This is a genomic window from Mesorhizobium tamadayense (assembly GCF_003863365.1).
Taxonomy (GTDB): Bacteria; Pseudomonadota; Alphaproteobacteria; order Rhizobiales; family Rhizobiaceae; genus Mesorhizobium; species Mesorhizobium tamadayense.
Genome location: NZ_RQXT01000004.1, coordinates 147,206 through 164,662 on the forward strand (window position 1 = coordinate 147,206; position 17,457 = coordinate 164,662).

Here is a 17,457-nt window from a genome sequence, read left to right on the forward strand (position 1 = left end):
ATGTCCCCGAGACTCGGCCCCATTTTCGAACGATCACGCGCCAAATCAAGGCCCGGTATCGTCCGCGCGCGAAGCGATGCGCTTACTGGATCGTGTCGACGGCGCTGGTCGACGAGCCGAAATCGCCGAGCGTGCGGAACGACAGGTTGAAGCCGATATTCTGCGACACCTCCTTGGTGACCGTATCGCGTGTCTGCGAGAACGTCATCACATAGGTGAAGCAGGAATCGTTGTAGGCAAACCCGACGCCGTCCTTGACTAGGACGCTTGTCTCTAGATCGTAGGTGCCGGTGCCGAACACCCGCCAGCTCTCGGCCAGATGTGTCGACGCGCCGAGCGTGACCTCGTGGCGGTCCGTGGTGAAGCCGTAGAGCGGCTGCGCCTGGATGAAGGCATATTTGGCGCTCAGCGAAACCGGCAGGCCGGAATAGGCGGCCTTGATCTCCGCACGCCTGACCTCGAAGCTCTGCTCGTCGAAGCGGCCGCTGAGCGAGCCGGAAAAACCGCTCGGACTGTTGAAGCCGATGAGGCCGACATAGTCGGATTTCGCGGTCTGCAGCCCGGAATAGGCGCCGACATTGACGAGGTCCGGCGCGTCGAAGGAGTTCTCGCCGCCCAGCTGATAGGACTGGCCGAAGATGGCGTTGGTGCCCCAGCCGTTTTCATAAGCGCCCGAATAGCGGAAGCCGACATTGGCGCGCGTGCCGCCTTCGATGCGATCGTAGCCTGAGAACTTGTCGCGCTCGAACAGCGTGGTTGCGTCGAAGACAAAGCTCTGCGCGTCCTCGTTCGGAACGGCCAGCCCACCGACATATTGCTCGTTCGGGCGCACAAAAATCTGTGCCGTCGGCTCCAGGACGTGGCTGGAGTTCGGCGTCGAGAACAGCAGCGGCCAGCGCGCCTCTAGGCCCAGCGTTGCCATATAGCGTGCGAGCGAGGAGCGCATGTCCACATCCTCGCCGAGATTCGCCGCCATCTGGTTGACCGCGGCCAGCGAGCCGGCAGTCTCCGAGCTGTACCCGGCGTCGCCGCGGAACGCGAGCAGCGGCGTCAACTGTAGGCCGCCATCGGTGGTGAAGGTGCGCTTCCATTCGGCTTCTGCCGTCAGCCGGCTGGACTGCCCCTCGAGGCCGCGCACGTTGTTGATGGAAGTCGGATCGCCGCTGTCGGCCAGCACCGAGTCCAGCCGGTCGCGGCTGATGACGCGCGCATTGACATTGAGCGACAGCTGGCCGCCGGCCACCGGCATGTCGGGGATATAGGCGTAGTCGAAAGACGGCAGCACCCAGGGCTGCTTGGCGGAGCGCGCCGTCGGGTCGCTGGACAGCGTGTCTTCCTGCACTTCGAAGCGCATTGCCCTGACGTCGAAATAATTACGATCGCTCAGGCCCGTCAGATAGATCGACGACTGGTGGACGAGTTCGTTGTAGCCTTCGATGTTGTAAGTGCGCGAGAAATTCTTGTCGGTCTGCAGCAGCACGTCCCAGCCGAAGTTCCAGCGCTCGTTGATGGCGAACTGGCCCTTGGTGCCCATCATGCCGCGGAATTTGTTGGGATCGTCGGGCTCGCCCGAATCGACGGTGTAGCGATTTCCCGTGCCGATGAAGGCGTCGGGATCCTGCTGGTTGATGCCGGCGATCTTCAGGCTGTACTCGCCATTGTTGAAGCGCTGGCGCCATTCGGCTTCGCCGAGAAAACCCTGCTTCGTGTAGCCGGTTCCTGTGACGGTCAGGTCATAGGTCGGCGAGAGCGCGAAGTAATAGGGAACTTTGACGCCGACGCCGAGATGGTTGTTGTAGACGATGCCGGGGATCAGGAATCCGCTCTTGCGCTTGACCGTCGGGTCGGCGATCTCGAAGGCCGGCAGGTAGGCAAGCGGGAAGCCGAAGAACTCGAAATTCGCGTTCTCGAAGCGAACCGTCTTCTTCTCGCCGTTCCAGATGATCTTTCTCGCCTTGACGCGCCATGTCGGCGCCGAATCGGGCTTGTCCTCGCAAGGCTCGCAGGCGGTGTAGATGCCGTTGTGGAACGTCGTCAGCACGCCGCCCATGCGCTCGGCGCTTTCGGCGGCGAAATAGGCCTTTTCGATCGTCTCGACGCGCAGCGCGTTGACGAAGCCGTCGGCAAAATCGTCGGTGATGTCGATATGGTCGGAATTGATCTTGGTGCCGTCGCTGTTGATCAGCTCGACGGCGCCGCTGGCGACGAGGCGCTTGGTGTCGCGGTTGTACACCACGCGCTGGGCGACGAGCTTGTTGCCGCCATAGTCGATCTGCACGCCGCCGACGGCGGTCACGGTGTGCTTGTCGTTGTCATAGATGAGCGTGTCGGCGGCCAGCAGCATCTGCGTGCCGGAGGGAACAGGCTTCGCCGTGATAGTCTGCGCCAGCGCCGGTACCGCCGGTACCGCGCAGACGAACAGACATGCCAAGGCTGTCGCCCCATAAAGGCGTGCCAAACCGGCTTGCCTATGGCTGCGCAAACCAGCCTCCCTCACTAGCCGTCTTCCTTGTATAGCAGAAAAGTCACCCCGAAGAACATAGCCACGACAACCGGAACCCATGCAGCCACCATTGTAGGCACGAATCCAGCGACCCCGAATGCCTTGACCAGTACCGAAACGACATAAAGCAGAAAGCCGGCCAGGACGCCACCCAGAATCATCGTCGCCGACTGCCCCATACGGGCAAATCGCATTGAAACTGTTGCCGCAATCAGCGTCATGGCAACGAGGAGGAACGGCAGCGCCACCAGCGAATCAAACTGCATGGCGAAGGCATTTGCCTTCAGCCCGAAGGAACGGGCAACCTCGATCTTGGCCGGCAACTCGTAGAACGGGATGGTTTCCGGGCGCGCCAGGCGCTCCTGCACGAATTCCGGCTTGAGGTTGGTGGGCACGCGGTCGGAAGCCTCGGGACGGATATTGCCGTCCTTGAACACCTTGACGTCCTGCAATTCCCAGTAGCCGTCGCGCAGGAAGGCGTGCGCGGCATCCTTGCGCTCGACGATGTTGCCCTGCTGGTCGAGGACAAAGAACACCGCGTCCGCCATCTCCAGGCCCTGGTTGAGGATGGCGCGGGCGCCGATGATGGTGTCGCCGGAGCTGGTCTTTTGCCTCAGCCACGGCGTCGCATCGGAAGCGACGGCGTTCGATTTGCCGGCCCTGAGCTGGTTCTCCATCTGCTCGGACCAGGAAAAGCCGTGCGCGGCGATCGGGTTGAGCACGCCGACCGACAGCATGCCGAACATCAGCGCGCCGACGCAGCACGGGAACAGGAACTGCCAGGCCGAAACGCCGGCCGAGCGCGCGATGACCAGCTCGTAACGGCGGTTGAGCGACACCAGCGTCGCCATCGCCGAGAACAGCCCGACGAAGGGCACCGTCTGCAGCATGATCATCGGCATCCTCAGCGCCGAAATGGCGAAGGCGGTGCCGTAGGTGAAGCCCGGCAGCCCGGTCGTGCGGCCCGAAAGCTCGGTGAAATCGATCAGGAAGACAAGCGCCAGCAGGCCGAGAAAGAACCAGACGGTGATCGTCACATAGCGAAAGAAGAAATAGCGGCCCAGCGTCCAGCCCATCGTCAGGCTCCCTGGCCGGAGGTGCCGCGCCGGGCAAACCACAGCTTGAGCGCCGTCCAGCCCTCGCTCATGCGGCCGGCGAGGTTAGTCATCCAGTCGGCCCAGGCGGTGGGCAGTTCCATGCTGCGCGAGGAGACGATGAACCAGATGGAGATCGCCGACGCCACGATCGGAACGGCGTAGACCATATAGGCGTAGTACCAGACCTTGTCGGCCTTGCCGGCGGCGAAGAAGCCGAGCCAGCGCACGAAAAGGGCGATGGCGATTGCCGTGATCAGCGGATGGATGCGGGCCTCGCGGTGCGAGCGCGCGTCGCCTGCGACGGCAAGCGCGATCAGCGCGAACACCAGCGAATAGGACCATTCGGAGAAGCGCTGGTCGACCTCGGCCGTGTAGCTGCCCGGATTGCGCTGGTACATCCTGTCGTTGGGATCCGGGTTGAGCAGGTATGGCGTCGTCCGGTCCTTGGGCAGCAGCGTGATCTCGTTCGCCGCCGACATGAAGGCCGACAGGTCGAAGGCGTAGGAGGTGAAGCGGATGACGGAAAGGTCGCCGGTCACCGATTTGCGGTTGATGACGCCGTCATTCATCATCAGCACCTTCTCGTCGCCTTTTTCGACGATGCTGCCGGTCTTGGCGTAATAGGTGAGGTTGGCGCCTTCTTCGCGCGAATCGGCGACGAAGATGCCGCCGAGCCTGTTGTCGGGGAGCCGTTCGCCGATCTGCAGGAACAGGCCGTCGTCGATCTTGCGGAACGTGCCTTCCTGGATGATCAGCGATAGAAGGTCGGCGCGCGAGGCCGCCACCAGCTGCCGGTTCTTTTGCCTGGCATAGGGATCGACGCCATTGTCGACGGCAAAGGAAAAGACGCTGGCCGCCAGCGCCAGCAAAAGGATCGGACGCGCGATCGTCCAGCGCGAGGCGCCGGCGGCGTTGATCACCGCCAGTTCCGAATCTGTGTTCATGGCGCTCAGCGTCTGCGCCACCGCGACCACCAGCGCGAACGGCACCACGATCGGAATGATCGAGGGGATGATCAGGGCCGCGACTTCGAAGAAGGTCAGCGCCGACTGGCCGCTGTCGGTGACGAGGTCGATCTTGGCCAGCACCTGCGTCGTCCACACGATCGCCAGCGTCCAGACCAGCGCCGCCAGGAACATCGCGGTGGTGCGACGCATGATGTAGCGTTCAACGACCTTCATGAAGGCTTTTCTCGATTGTGCCGAACGGCATCATGCCCGCCGACAAGGTAGTCATCCGGTGACGCCCGCACAACCGGGTCCATAGGCGGCTCATCTGGTTCGTCGCCTCCACGCCACGCGCCCCGGCGCGGCGGAGTCTCCGCGTCAATGGATAAGAAATGCAAAACATTGATGGTTAACAACAGGTTGTGGCATGAAGCTTACAGCTTGCCGCGACGAATCCTTCGGTGGTTGCAGCGCCGATATAGACAGCGATTTCGGCCAAGTCTTGCCAAATGACAAAAAAATGTCGCGCCGACCGGCCGCGAGGTGCCGTGAGACAAGGTCCCTGTGCCTGCGAGCATGGCGCGCCCGGCGAAGCTTGCAACCGATATGGCGGCCGTTTCGTTTCAGTCAGGCGGAACGTTCGAACCGGACCAAGCAATGAATGAACCGGCGTCAAAGATAGACCTTCGCCTGGATTTCCAAAAATACGGTCCTTCTGGCGCTGGCCAGCCTGTTTGCCGACATCTCCACGGAGATGCTCTATCCGATCCTGCCGATCTTCCTGACGCAGACCCTGCACGCAAGCGGCAGCGTCGTCGGCCTGGTCGATGGCATCGCCCAGGCGACGCAGAATATCGTGCAGGGTTTTTCGGGCTGGCTCTCGGACAGGCTTCAGAAGCGCAAGCCGATAGCGCTCGTAGGCTATTTCCTTGCCGCTATCGCCAAGCCCCTGATCGGCCTTGCCACGGCGTGGCCGATGGTTCTGGGTGCTCGGTTTGGGGACCGGCTCGGCGCCGGGTTCCGGTCGGCTCCGCGCGCCGCGCTCGTTGCTTCGTCCGTTGCGGAGGAGCACCGCGGCAAGGCATTCGGCCTCGAAGGCATCGGCGACAATCTCGGGGCCTTTCTGGGGCCATTGCTCGCGGTGCTGCTTCTCGTCTCCCTCAACGTCGACATCCGTTGGATCTTCTATCTTGCGCTGATTCCCGGTCTGCTCGCCTTCCTCATGGTGCTGCTGGTGCGCGAGCAGCAGTTGGCCGTATCTGCAAAGGCCACGCTGGACGTCAATCTGCGGCGGTTCCCCAAGGCATACTGGACGTACCTCCTGGTGACGGCGCTCTTCGGTATCGGCAATTCCAGCAATGCGTTCTTGATTTTGCAGACAAAGGATATCGGCGCCTCTTTGGAGGCGACCATTCTTATCTACGCAGGCTTCAATCTCGTTGCAGCGTTGATCTCCTACCCGGCCGGCCTGCTGTCAGACCGATTCGGCCGCAAGGGCGTGTTGCTGGCGTCTTTCACCATCTTCCTGATCGCCTATGTCGGTTTCGCGGTGATCCGAAACATCTATCTGATTGGGCTGCTCTTTGCCTTTTACGGGCTCTATCAAGGCATCTTCCGTTCAGTCGGCAAGGCATTCGCCTCGGACTTCGTGCCGCAGCAGCTGCGTGCCAGCAGCATCGGCTGGTACAGCTCCACTGTCGGCCTGCTGGAACTCATGGCAAGCCTTGTCGCCGGACAGCTCTGGGATCGTGTCAGCCATGAGGCGGTCTTCGTTTATGGGGCGATCTTTGCCGTGGTCGGCTGTGTCGGCCTGCTTGCGTTGATCCCCTGGCAAACCAATCGTCATCGCGCGTCGACGGCGTCGTAGAGTCGCGAGACATTGCCGATGGCGGACAGGCTTTGCTACTACGCTGCTCGAACTGAAAGGGTTCCCGGTCATGGCACAGGTCAGCATTCGCTACATTGTCGATGATGTCGCCGCCTCCATCGCTTTCTATGAAACGCATCTCGGCTTCGCCATCGAACGGGACGCGCGGCCGGCTTTCGCCTCGGTCACGCGCGGCGACCTGCGGCTTCTGCTCAGCGGGCCAGGCAGCTCCGGCGCAAGGGCGATGCCGGATGGCCGCCGTCCGGTGCCGGGTGGCTGGAACCGCATCCTGTTGACCGTGCCGGATCTGAAGGAAGAAGTTGCGCGCCTGAAGAGCGCGGGACTTGTTTTTCGCAACGACATCATCACCGGTGTCGGCGGCTCGCAAACCTTGCTCGAAGATCCGTCCGGCAACGTGATCGAACTTTTCCAGCCCGCCGGTCACTGACCGCAAAGCCATGCGCCGGCAAGCGCACCGGCACAAGGATGGCGAAAAGATAAACAAAATCAGCGTGCTGAAAAAGGGGATGGTATTTCCGTTTGGAAAACGACCAAATATCACTCTCCGAGTCTTTAACGCTTCCCAAGCAACCTACGCCGTTCCCGAAAGCAGGATCTGATGAATTCGAGACCTTCGATTGCCTTCGCCAAATTCGCCGCGCCGAAAAAAGGCAGCGTCTTCGTGCTTGCGGCCGACGGCGGCGGTCTCGGCGAGGCCGCGAAGGCCTGCGACCCGGCCGGCGCGCTGGCGCGCGCGTTTCCTGTCGCCGATTTCTCCGGCAAGCTCGCAAACTCGGCGGAAGTGCTGGCGCCGGAAGGGACGTCGGTCGACCGGCTGGTGGCGATCGGCGCCGGCAAGGTCGCAAGCCTCGACGATCACGCTTGGCTGAAGATCGGCGGCGCCGTTGCCGCCGCGCTGCGCAAGGCCGCCGAAGTCGCCGTGATCCTGGACCTGCCGGAGCTTCAGCCGGACGGCCGGCAGGCGGCGAACCTCGCCGCCGGCATTCTTCTGCGCAGCTACGGCTTCGACAAGTACAAGACCAGGAAGGACAAGGAAGAGGGCCAGTCGGACGCAAGGGCGGCGGGGGCCAAAAAGGCCGAAGCGGCGAAGCCCGCCAAGGTGACCATCCACTGCGCCGACCCGTCCGCCGCCAAGAAGGCCTTCGCCGGTGAAGAGGCCGTCATCGACGGCGTGCTGCTCGCGCGCGATCTCGTCAACGAGCCGGCAAATGCGCTTGGGCCGGTCGAGTTCGCCGCCCGCGCGAAGGAACTGGAAGCCCTCGGCGTCGAGGTCGAGGTTCTGACCGAGAAGGAGATGAAGAAGCTCGGCATGGGTTCGCTGCTTGGCGTCGCGCAAGGCTCGCCGCGCGGCGCCCGCATCGCCGTCATGCAATGGAAGGGCGGAAAGGCCAAGGACGCGCCGATCGCCTTCATCGGCAAGGGTGTCACCTTCGACACCGGCGGCAATTCGATGAAGCCGGCCTCGGGCATGGAGGACATGAAGGGCGACATGGGAGGTGCCGCCGCCGTCACCGGGCTGATGCATGCGCTCGCCGCGCGCAAGGCCAAGGCCAACGTGGTCGGCGTCATCGGCCTGGTCGAGAACGCCGTCGACGGCCACGCGCAGCGCCCTGGCGACATCGTCACCTCGATGTCGGGCCAGACTATCGAGGTGCTGAACACGGACGCGGAAGGGCGCCTGGTGCTCGCCGACGCGCTCTGGTTCACCAACGACCGCTTCAAGCCGAAACTCATGGTCAATCTGGCGACGCTGACCGGCGCCATCATGGTCGCGCTCGGCCAGCATTATGCGGGCCTGTTTTCCAACAATGACGAGCTGGCGGACAGGCTGACCGGCGCCGGCCAGGCGACGCAGGAGCGGCTCTGGCGCATGCCGTTAGGGGCCGAATACGACAAGCTGATCGAATCCAAGAACGCCGACATGAAGAACATCGGCGGCCGCTATGGCGGCGCCATCATCGCCGCGCAGTTCCTGCAGCGTTTCGTCAAGGACACGCCCTGGGCGCATCTCGACATTGCCGGCACCGCGATGGGCGCGCCGGCGAGCGAGATCAACCAGTCCTGGGGCTCGGGCTTCGGCGTCAGGCTGCTCGATAGGCTGGTGCGCGACCACTACGAGGGATAGGCTTTCGCGATGGCCGACATCCTGTTCTACCATTTGACGGAATCGACGCTGGAGGAGGCGCTGCCGGGGCTGCTCGAGCGCAGCGTGGAGCGCGGCTGGCGCGCCGTCGTGCAGACCGGAACCGAGGAGCGGCGCGATGCGCTCGACCAGCAGCTGTGGACGTTCCGCGACGATTCCTTCCTGGCGCATGCCACCGACCGCGAGGCCCATCCGGCCGAGCAGCCGATCCTGCTCACGACGGGGCAGGGCAACGCGAACGCCGCCCAGATCCGCTTCCTCGTCGATGGCGCAGCGCCGCCAAAGCTTTCGGGCTACGAGCGCGCCGTCTTCCTGTTCGATGGCCATGATGCTGCGCAGCTCGAAGGCGCGCGGACGCATTGGAAGACGATGAAGGAAGCCGGCCACACCGTGACCTACTGGCAGCAGACGCCCGACCGGCGCTGGGAGCGCAAGGCGTGACGATCGTGGCGTCGATCTTCAAGGCGCATCCCGTGCCTGCGTCTCAAGATATAGCGCCACAGCGCCTCGGCCACCGGCCCGTGCGGCCGGTCCCGCCGGCGCACCGCCGCAACCATCTCGGTACGGCCGGGAATATGTTTTCCGGCGATCGAGATCAGCCGCCCATCGCTAAGTTCATCCTGGATCAGCCACTCGGGCAGATGACCCCAGGCCAGCCCGTGCAGGATCAGCTCCTTCTTCATCATATGATCCGGCGTCGAGCAGGAATGCGCGCCGTCGAGGACGAAAAAGTTCTCCGTCGACGGATGCCGCGCCGTGTCGCGGATCACGCACTGGGTGAACGGGCGCATCGCCTCAGGCGTGATTTCGCGCGTGCCTTGGAAGGGCAGGAACCTCGGCGCCACCACCGGAACGAAGGCGACCTGGCAGAGATCGATCCGCTCGAGACGCGGATCGGACGGATTGGCGCGATGGAAGATGAGATCGGCGTCGGACTCCATCAGCCGTTCGACCGGTCCACTGATCGCCTCATATTCCAGATGCAGGCGCGTGCGGGTCCGCTCGGCGAAGAAGCGGCTGAGCAGGCCGAGTATCCTTGGCCTCGGGCAAACATCGCCCATGACGACGCGCAGGATGGTTTCCTCGCCGCTCGCCAACTGCCCGGCATAACTCTGGAGATGTTCGAGCTCGCGCAGCGCCAGCCGGGCGCGGGCATGGAACTGGCGGCCTTCATCCGTCAGGCTCACCCGATATCCGCCGCGGTCGAGCAGCGTCAGGCCGAGCTGCGCTTCCAGCCGCGCGACGGCCGCGAAGACGGATGGATGCGTCCGATTCAAGGCAATGGCCGCGGCCTGGAAGCTGCCCTCGGTAACGACGGCATCGAAACACCTGAGATCGTGGAGCTTCAGGCCGTCCATTGTTGATGTCTCCTACAGAGATATTCCATTCATAGTAATTTCCTTCGATAATCTCCAGGCCTAGCTTCCTCGTTAAAACGACGGCGGGAAACCTCTCGCCAGAGCAGATGAGGACCAAAATGACTGACACGCTTCATTTCGCGGCAGGCGACGGCGCCCGCGTCGCCTACAGGCTGGACGGCCCGGAAGACCGGCCAGTGCTTATGCTTTCCAACTCCATCGCCACGACTTTCCATATGTGGGACGGGCAGGTTGCGGAACTCGCCAAATCATTCCGGGTGCTGCGTTACGATTTTCGCGGCCATGGCGGTTCCGACGCGCCGGCCGGCGCCTATTCGCTCGACCGTCTGGGCCGCGATGTGCTCGAGCTGCTCGATTTCCTCGGGATCGACCGCGTGCATTTCCTGGGACTGTCGCTGGGCGGCTTCGTTGGCCAGTGGCTGGGCATCCATGCGCCGGAGCGCATCGAGCGGCTGATTCTCTCCAACACCTCGCCGCATCTCGGGCCGGCGTCCTATTTCGACGGGCAGATCCGCAGCGTGCTTGCGGCGCGCGACCTGTCGGCGACGGCCGACATGTTCATGCACAACTGGTTCCCAGCCTCGATGCTTGCCGGCCGGAACGAGACGGTCGAGCAATTCCATGCCGCGATCCTCACCATGTCGCCGCAAGGGCTCGCGGGGTGCTTCGCCTCGGTGCGCGACGCCGATCTGCGTCGCCCGATCTCGCTGATCACCGCGCCGACGCTGGTCATCGGCGGTGTTGACGACAAGGTGACGTTGGCAAGCCACAGCCAGGCGATCGCCGCGGCAATTCCCGGCGCCGAGCTTGTGCTGCTTCCCGGCGTCCATCTGCTCAACGTTGAGAGGCCGGCGGAGTTCATGGACGCGGTGATGGGCTTTCTTGGTGTGGAACAGGAACGTTAAGCATCAATTGGAAACGTCGGCGCCGCCCCCCTCCGCCTGCCGGTGCCTTCTCCCCGTATATTGACGGGGAGAAGAGGCTTGCCGCGGCCGCGGCGCCATTCTTGCGACGCCGGCGATTGGCGAAACCGCCGATGAAGCGTCTTTCTCCCCGTCACTATACGGGGAGAAATGCCCGGCAGGGCAATGAGGGGCGGCGCCGATCTGCGATAAGTAAGCGCGCTTCGATCAGACAGTTTTGTCCGTGGTCACCATCGCACCTGATCCGCTTTTGGTTTAGATAGACGCGAGTTCACGCATTGGGGGGAGGATGCGGATCAGGATCGTCGGAACCGGCAGGGCGGTGCCGGCCCAATGCATCACCACAGGCGCGCTGGAGGAGAAGCTGGGCCTTGGCCGCGGCGCGCTCGAAGCAGCCACCGGTGTCATCGAGCGCTATGTCTGCGAGGCCGAATCGCAGATCGATCTTGCCTGTACCGCTGCGCGTCTTGCGCTTGAAGATGCCGGGCTTGGTCCCGGCGACATCGATCTGATCATCGGCGGTTGTGGCGTGCCTTACCAGCCGCTGCCGGCGACCGCGCCGCTGGTCATGCAGCGCCTCAGCCTTGCCGACGGTTCGGCCGCCGCTTTCGACGTCAACAGCACTTGCCTCAGCTTCCTCACCGCCTTCGAGACCGCCGGCCGTATGATCGGGGCCGGGCAAGGCGAGACGGCGCTGGTGTTCTCCTCGGAAGTCGCCTCGCGCGCGCTGCCGTGGCGGGACGCGCCGGAGGTCGCGGCCCTCTTCGGCGACGGCGCGGCGGCGACCGTGCTGCGCAGGGCCGGGCCTGGCGGGGGCAGGGTGGCAGCGAGCCTGATGCGCACCTATCCGTCGGCCTGGGAGGCATGTGGGATCGGTTCAGGCGGCACGCGTTTCGATTTCCTCAAGCAGCCGGAGGAGTTCGCCCGCCACAGCCTGTTCCACATGGACGGCAAGGAGCTGTTCCGCCTGACCTCGCGCCATTTCAACGGTTTCGTTGCTGCCTTGCTGGAACGCGCCGGCTGGACGCATGACGACGTCGACCTCGTCGTGCCGCATCAGGCGAGCCCGTTCGCGCTTGCGCATATGGCGCGCCAGACCGGTTTCGTGCCGGAAAAGTTGGTCGACATCGCTGCCCGCTTCGGCAACCAGATCGCTGCCTCCATTCCCTTCGCGCTCGATGTCGCGCGCCGCGACGGCCGAGTGGCGCCCGGCATGAAGCTGCTGTTCCTTGGCACCTCCGCCGGCGTGTCGTTCGGCGGCATGGCGCTGGAAGCCTGACGATGGTCGTGCTCGTCACCGGCGCCAGTGGTTTTTTGGGCTCCCATGTGCTCGAGCGGCTGGCGGCAACGGGCGCGCCCGCACTCAGCCTCGGCCGTGACCCCGAACGTTGCGATGCGCTGGAACGGGCAGGTCACGCCGTGATCCGCCAAGACCTGGGGCAGCCGCTGAGCTCGGAGCTCGATCTGCGCCTCGGCAAGGTAGGAAGGATCATCCACTGCGCCGCGCTGTCTTCGCCTTTCGGCCGGCTGCAGGATTTCGTGGCAGCCAATGTCGCGGCGACGCGGAACCTCCTCAACTTCGCGACGCGGCAAGGGATCAGCCGCTTCGTGCAGATCTCCAGCCCGTCCGTCTGCTTTGCCTTTCGCGACCAGCTCGGCCTGACCGAGGACATGGCTTTGCCCGACCCTGTCAACCATTATGCCCGCACCAAGCGCGAGGCGGAGAAGCTCGTGCTTGCCGCGCCTGCGGTCCATCCAGTGGTGCTGAGGCCACGTGGCATTTACGGCGCCGGCGACCGCGCCTTGCTGCCGCGCCTCATCAAGGCGGCGAAAAGCCGGCCGCTGCCGCTGTTTCGCGGCGGCCGGGCTGCGATCGATCTCACCCATGTCGACGATGTCGTCGATGCGGTCATGGCCGCGCTCGCGGCGCCCAAGGAAGCCGAAGGCCAGATCTTCAACATCTCCGGCGGCGAGGTTTTGCCGGTGCGCCGCATCGCCGACGAGGCCTGCGCCCGCGCCGGTCTCACAGTGCGCTGGCGGCCGATGCCTTTGCTGCCGGCTATGCTTGCGGCCGGCCTGATGGAGGCAGTCGCTATCCGGCTGCCCGGCCGGCCCGAGCCACCGGTCACCCGCTACGGGCTCGGCCTCTTCGCCTATGCCCAGAGCCTGGATCTCTCCATGGCGAGACGCGTGCTCGGCTGGACGCCAAAAATCTCTTTCGAGGAGGGACTCGACCGCACCTTCGCCGGCGGACGTCCGGCATGAGAATTGTCTTCGCCAACAGCGCCTGGGTCAGTGCCGCCGAGCGGCTGATCCTGCGCGGCGGCGGCTGGCAAATTGTCAGGCTGCGGGTCCGTTACGGGCTGTTCTTTCACCCGACCGCCGGGCCGTCGCTGGTCGATACCGGCTACACGCCGGAAGCGCTCTCCGGCGAGCGGCGCGGCCGGATGCTGCGCCTCTATGGCGCACTGCTGAAACCCGAGCTCAACGCCGCCGAACAGGTCTTGCCGGTGCTTTCGCATTTCGGCCTGTCGCCTGACGATGTCCGCACCGTCATCGTCACCCATTTCCATGCCGACCACATTTCCGGCCTGTCGCTGTTTCGCAACGCGCGCTTCATCGCCAGCGACGCCGCCTGGGCGCGGGTCAAGGCGCGCAGGCCGCGGCAGAATTTGCAGCACGGCGTCTTCACCGAGCTTTTTCCGGCCGACTTCGAAGCGCGCCTGGACGGCCTATCCTCCAAGCCGCCGATTGCCGCACGCGATGGCAATCCCGGCGGCGCCGATCTCTTCGGCGACGGCAGCGTGATCGCGGTCGATCTGCCCGGTCATGCCGACGGCCAGTTCGGCCTGCTGTTCACTGGTCTCGATCGGAAGCTGCTCTACGCCGTCGATGCGCAGTGGCTGCTCGCCGCCTTGACCCAAAACCGCACGCCCGGTTTCCCGGCCACGCTGATCGCCGAGGATGCCGCGGCGATCGAGCCGACGAGTGAGATGCTGCGGCGCTTCCTCACCGCCGGCGGCGAGGTGATGCTCTGCCACAATCCTGCGCCGACATCCTATGATTTCGCGACGATCCATCCGGAGGCCGGATGAACGCTCTGGCCGAAGCGGTCGGATCCTTCGCACTGACGCGCTGGGTATTGCGCAAGAGCCGCGCCGACTTCGAGCGCTGGCAGGCGGCGGCCTTGCGTCGCTTCCTCGACCGCGACCTGCCGCGCGCGCCTTTTTACGGCGAGGCGCCGGCCCGTCTCGCCGACCTGCCGGTCACCGACAAGGCGCTGCTGATGGCGCGGTTCGAGGATTTCAACATCTATGGCCTGACCGCCACTGAGGCCTGGGCGGCGCTGGCACGCGATGGCCGGGTCGGATCGCTCACCGTGGGCGCAAGCACCGGCACGTCCGGCAATCGCGGCCTGTTCGTGATCTCGGAGGCGGAGAAATACCGCTGGCTGGGCGCGATCCTCGCCAAGGCGGCGCCCGACCTTTTGTGGCGTGGCATGCGCGTCGCCGTCATCCTGCCGCAGAGCACCGGGCTCTACGACAGCGCCCGCAAATCGCGGCTGATCGAGCTCGCCTTCTTCGACTTGGCGCTCGGGCCGGAAAATTGGCGCGAAGCGCTCAAAGCCTTCGATCCTACTCTGATCATCGCGCCGCCGAAGGTGCTCAGGCATTTCGCTACTGAGGGCTTCCACCTTCAGCCGAAGCGCATTTTCTGCGCCGCCGAGACGCTCGATCCGGTCGACCGTCCCGTCGTCGAAGATTTCTTCCGGCTGCCGCTCGACCAGATCTACATGGCGACCGAAGGCTTGTTCGCCGTGACCTGCCGGCAGGGCGGCTTGCACCTCGCCGAGGACTCCGTCCTTTTCGACTTCGAGCCGGCCGGCGATGGCCTCGTCACACCATTGGTCACCGCCTTTCGCCGCCGCACGCAAATCATGGCGCGGTACCGCATGAACGACCTGCTGCGGCTTTCGAAGCAGCCTTGCCGCTGCGGCTCGCCGCTGCGTTGCGTCGACGAGATCGTCGGCCGCATGGACGACGTCTTCCGGCTCGCTTCGGGGAGCGGCCCGATCCTCGTCACGCCGGATGTGCTGCGCAATGCGGTGCTCAAGGCCGACCGTCGCATCGACGATTTTCGCCTCGTCCAGACCGCGCCGGACGGCATCCAACTGAGGCTTCCGCCCAGCCTTGCCGACGACGCCGCGACAGCGGCACTTCAGGCGATGCGCTCGCTGCTTGAGGGACGAGGAGCGACCGCCATCGTCACGCTGGTTCGTGCGCCGCTGCCGCTGGAGACAAGCCGCAAACTGCGCCGCGTCGAATGCCGGCTGGAGCGAGAAGCATGAGCCGGGGGGCCGTCATGGAAAGGCCGATCCAACAGGCCGACCGGGTCGAAAACAATCCGGCCCAGGTCGAAGCTTTCGTCGAGCTTTTCAACGAGATACCGGTAGATGGTCTTATCGCCAATCTGACGACCAGGGTCGAGACCTTCGAGGTCGCGGGCCGGATCTATCCGCTGACGCTCAACGACGCCGGTGAGGCGCCGAACTGCTACATCTGCTGCCCGTCCAGCGCCTATATCGACTATGCCATCGACGAGACGCGCAACTTCGCAGCCCACCCTCTGCTGCGGCGCGCGCTTCAGGCACTGATCAGCGCCTGCGCGCCGCTGGTCAGGGCAAGCGGCCTCGATCACCAGGTTCAGCTGAACAACTGGCTCTATTCCACCAACCCGGTGCCGCTGCTCGACCGGCAGACGATCGCTGCGCTCCGCTCGGCGCTGGTCGCGCGCTTCCCTGGTCGTGCCATCGTCATCCGCTCGCTGAATGAGATCGCCGATTCGACGAGCATCGCCGCGCTGAAGGCGGAGGGCTTTCGCATGCTGGCGGCGCGGCAGATCTACATCTTCGCCGACCGCAGCGCGGCACCCGCCATGACAAAGAACCTGAAGCGCGACCGTAAGCAGCTCGGCACCACGCATTTCGAGCGGGTCGGCGATGCCGATTTCACCGAGGCCGACTATGCGCGCGCCGAAGCGCTCTACAACATGCTCTATCTGGAAAAATACTCGCCGCTCAATCCGCACTACACGGCCCGCTACATCGCCGAAATGCATCGGCGCGGCATCATCAGCCTTGCCGGCCTGCGCCGGCCGGGCGGCGAGCTGGTCGCGGTCACCGGCCTGTTCGAGAATGGCGGCACGCTCACCCAGCCGATCGTCGGCTACGACACCGGCCTGCCGCTCGGCGAGGGGCTCTACCGCATGGTGATGGCGATGGGGCAGGACCACGCCACGGCGCGCGGCCTTTTCTTCAACATGAGCGCGGGTGCCGCCCGCTTCAAGCGCCTGCGCGGCGCGGTCGCCGCGATCGAGTACAACGCCGTCTACGCCGGCCGTCTTCCGCGCCGCCGACGCCTGGCGATCCGCATCATGGAGACCGTGCTGGCGATGGTCGGTATCCCTTTGCTGAGGAGGTTCAAACTGTGAGCGAGCGCCGGGACCATGGCAAGGATTTCTGGCAGGCGGTGGCGCTCTCGGCCGATATCGGCAAGCGGCCGAAGCGCATCCTGTTCGATGGCGCGCCTGTTGTTCTGTTCCGCTCGGCGCAAGGCATTGCCGCGCTGTTCGACCGCTGCCCGCACCGGCTGGTCGAGCTCTCGACCGGCAAGGTGGTCGGCGGCGAGATCGAATGCCCCTATCATGGCTGGCGCTATGACGGCGAAGGCCGCTGCACCGCCATTCCCGGCCATGTCGGCGCCATGCCGCGTTACCGGGTCCGCCGCTACGCTGCGATCGAGCGCGACGGCGTGGTCTTCGTCTCTTCCGGCAGGCCGCGGGACGAACCTTACCTCCATTGCATGCAGGGCAAGAACGTCATCGTGCGGCGGGTGCGCTCATCGACGCAGTCGACGGTCATCGATGCGGCCGAGAACATCCTCGACGCCACCCACACCCATTTCACGCATAAGGGCCTGCTGCGCGGCCTGACCTCGAAGCGCCACCTGGTGCGGGTCGAAGTGAGCGGCGGCGAGGGCTGGGTCGAGGCGTGCTACATCGGTGAGGATCGCCAGCAGGGTCTGATCAGCCGGCTGCTGGAAGGCGAGCGGGCAAAAACCATCGGCCGCTTCCGCCATCCCGGCATCGCCGAGCTCGAATATTGGGGCAAGGACGGGCTGGTGCTCGCCACCACCTTTCACCTGCGCCAGGCCGACGAGCGCATCGTCGAGGGCATCGGCTGGCTGATCGGCCGGCGTCAGGGCCTGCTCGGCGAACTGAAGGCGCTCGCCTTCAAGCCGCTCTTCACGATTGCGCTGCATCAGGACCGGCGCGTGTTGAAATCGGCAAGCGACAACGCCCGTTTCGCGCCGCAGGCTGTACCCGTGATCGGCCCGCTCGACTTCCTGCGTCGCGACATTGCGGCGATCATGGGAGGGAAGATGCCGCCGGCTGCGAGTGAGCCGAGGGTGCATCAGATCCAGCTTTAGGTGTAAATTTGGAGTTCAAGGAGATGTAACAATGCCGCTTGAAACCACTCGCTTCGATATTCTCGAGTGCTTAGAGACTCCAGAAGATC

At 64.5% G+C, this 17,457-nt stretch carries 15 protein-coding genes; 11 read left to right on the forward strand and 4 right to left on the reverse strand.

The window, feature by feature from the left end; genetic code table 11:
- Positions 1-82 precede the first annotated feature (82 nt).
- The 3 genes from EH240_RS05260 to lptF are packed head-to-tail and all read right to left on the reverse strand — an operon-like array spanning position 83 to position 4,781.
- Positions 83-2,497, reverse strand: a complete 2,415-nt coding sequence (locus EH240_RS05260) for an LPS-assembly protein LptD (protein ID WP_167483924.1) — start codon at positions 2,495-2,497, stop codon at positions 83-85.
- Positions 2,497-3,579 carry an LPS export ABC transporter permease LptG gene (gene lptG / locus EH240_RS05265; protein WP_124996351.1) on the reverse strand — a complete coding sequence of 361 codons (1,083 nt, stop codon included), beginning with the start codon at positions 3,577-3,579 and terminating at the stop codon, positions 2,497-2,499. Before lptG ends, EH240_RS05260 begins: the two co-directional genes overlap by 1 nt.
- Before the next feature lie 2 nt (positions 3,580-3,581).
- Positions 3,582-4,781, reverse strand: a complete 1,200-nt coding sequence (gene lptF, locus EH240_RS05270; protein ID WP_124996352.1) for an LPS export ABC transporter permease LptF — start codon at positions 4,779-4,781, stop codon at positions 3,582-3,584.
- Positions 4,782-5,262: 481 nt separating this feature from the next.
- Between lptF and EH240_RS05275 the strand changes: the two genes are divergently transcribed.
- The 4 genes from EH240_RS05275 to EH240_RS05290 all read left to right on the forward strand — a co-directional run bounded on the left by EH240_RS05275 (position 5,263) and on the right by EH240_RS05290 (position 9,019).
- Complete coding sequence (locus tag EH240_RS05275; RefSeq protein ID WP_281035102.1) at positions 5,263-6,414, forward strand: MFS transporter; 1,152 nt, start codon at positions 5,263-5,265, stop codon at positions 6,412-6,414.
- A gap of 70 nt (positions 6,415-6,484) precedes the next feature.
- Entirely contained in the window at positions 6,485-6,862 is a 378-nt protein-coding gene (locus EH240_RS05280) for a VOC family protein (protein WP_124996354.1), read from the forward strand.
- 171 nt (positions 6,863-7,033) lie between these two features.
- The gene (locus EH240_RS05285; protein WP_124996355.1) at positions 7,034-8,560 is read left to right on the forward strand and encodes a leucyl aminopeptidase; all 1,527 of its coding nucleotides are present in this window, start codon (positions 7,034-7,036) and stop codon (positions 8,558-8,560) included.
- A 9-nt stretch (positions 8,561-8,569) separates the two neighbouring features.
- Entirely contained in the window at positions 8,570-9,019 is a 450-nt protein-coding gene (locus EH240_RS05290; protein WP_124996356.1) for a DNA polymerase III subunit chi, read from the forward strand.
- Here EH240_RS05290 and EH240_RS05295 read toward each other — a convergent pair.
- Positions 8,974-9,936 (reverse strand): LysR family transcriptional regulator, encoded by a 963-nt coding sequence (locus tag EH240_RS05295; RefSeq protein WP_124996357.1) that lies wholly within the window; start codon positions 9,934-9,936, stop codon positions 8,974-8,976. The two genes, EH240_RS05290 and EH240_RS05295, sit on opposite strands and share 46 nt — an antisense overlap.
- A gap of 119 nt (positions 9,937-10,055) precedes the next feature.
- Between EH240_RS05295 and EH240_RS05300 the strand changes: the two genes are divergently transcribed.
- From EH240_RS05300 to EH240_RS05330, 7 genes are all read left to right on the forward strand, one after another.
- Positions 10,056-10,862 carry an alpha/beta fold hydrolase gene (locus tag EH240_RS05300; protein WP_124996358.1) on the forward strand — a complete coding sequence of 269 codons (807 nt, stop codon included), beginning with the start codon at positions 10,056-10,058 and terminating at the stop codon, positions 10,860-10,862.
- Positions 10,863-11,169: 307 nt separating this feature from the next.
- Positions 11,170-12,159: a 3-oxoacyl-ACP synthase III family protein gene (locus EH240_RS05305; RefSeq protein WP_124996359.1), complete on the forward strand. Its 990-nt coding sequence runs from the start codon at positions 11,170-11,172 to the stop codon at positions 12,157-12,159.
- A gap of 2 nt (positions 12,160-12,161) precedes the next feature.
- The gene (locus EH240_RS05310; protein ID WP_124996360.1) at positions 12,162-13,145 is read left to right on the forward strand and encodes an NAD-dependent epimerase/dehydratase family protein; all 984 of its coding nucleotides are present in this window, start codon (positions 12,162-12,164) and stop codon (positions 13,143-13,145) included.
- Entirely contained in the window at positions 13,142-13,975 is an 834-nt protein-coding gene (locus EH240_RS05315; protein ID WP_124996361.1) for an MBL fold metallo-hydrolase, read from the forward strand. Before EH240_RS05310 ends, EH240_RS05315 begins: the two co-directional genes overlap by 4 nt.
- On the forward strand, positions 13,972-15,228 hold the full coding sequence (locus EH240_RS05320; RefSeq protein WP_124996362.1) for a F390 synthetase-related protein: 1,257 nt from the start codon (positions 13,972-13,974) through the stop codon (positions 15,226-15,228). The genes EH240_RS05315 and EH240_RS05320 overlap by 4 nt, the downstream gene beginning before the upstream one ends.
- Positions 15,225-16,370: a GNAT family N-acetyltransferase gene (locus EH240_RS05325; protein WP_245435834.1), complete on the forward strand. Its 1,146-nt coding sequence runs from the start codon at positions 15,225-15,227 to the stop codon at positions 16,368-16,370. Before EH240_RS05320 ends, EH240_RS05325 begins: the two co-directional genes overlap by 4 nt.
- Entirely contained in the window at positions 16,367-17,368 is a 1,002-nt protein-coding gene (locus EH240_RS05330) for a Rieske 2Fe-2S domain-containing protein (RefSeq protein ID WP_124996364.1), read from the forward strand. Before EH240_RS05325 ends, EH240_RS05330 begins: the two co-directional genes overlap by 4 nt.
- Positions 17,369-17,457: the final 89 nt, after the last annotated feature.